Source organism: Psychrobacter sp. 1U2 (assembly GCF_051847575.1).
Genome location: NZ_JBPYDC010001808.1, coordinates 1 through 520, shown reverse-complemented (window position 1 = coordinate 520; position 520 = coordinate 1). Strand labels below are relative to the sequence as shown.

The window sequence follows — 520 nt, the reverse complement described above, 5'->3', positions numbered from 1 at the left end:
GGATATATTTACCCCTTTCTTTCAAGTTGATTCGTCAGTTACTCGCGAGAACGAAGGCGTGGGAATAGGGCTGTCAGTCATCAAGCAAATTGGTCAGCTTTTGGGTGCATCAATCGAGGTGGATAGTGAGATTGGTGTAGGCAGTAAATTCATCGTTACAATGCCATTGCGTTATAAGAGTCAGACACAGTATGAATACCTCTTAAAGGACATTAATGTTGTGTACTATCATCATAATGAGATCAGCTCGATGGTAGAGATGCTGGGACGACTTGGCGCTAATGTCAGCTCTCAGCGTAATGGACAATCAATGATGGATTATATCTCAAAAGTGAAAGTAAACGTCATCATGTTTGCAGAAGAGGTATTGCCTGAACAAGTCGTTCAGTTGACCAAGCACATTCGAGAGCGAGAAACAACTTATCGCTCGCTATTGGTTTACTGGTACCCACTCCACAAAGAGCAATACGTAGAAAGCTTTGAATATGATCTAAAAGCTGCGGGTATAGACTATTGTCAC

General features: G+C 42.1%; 1 protein-coding gene. It reads left to right on the top strand.

Features of this window, described 5'->3' with window-relative positions:
- On the top strand, positions 1-520 hold a 520-nt coding region (locus ACS8FD_RS24515; RefSeq protein WP_439277759.1), incomplete at both ends, for an ATP-binding protein.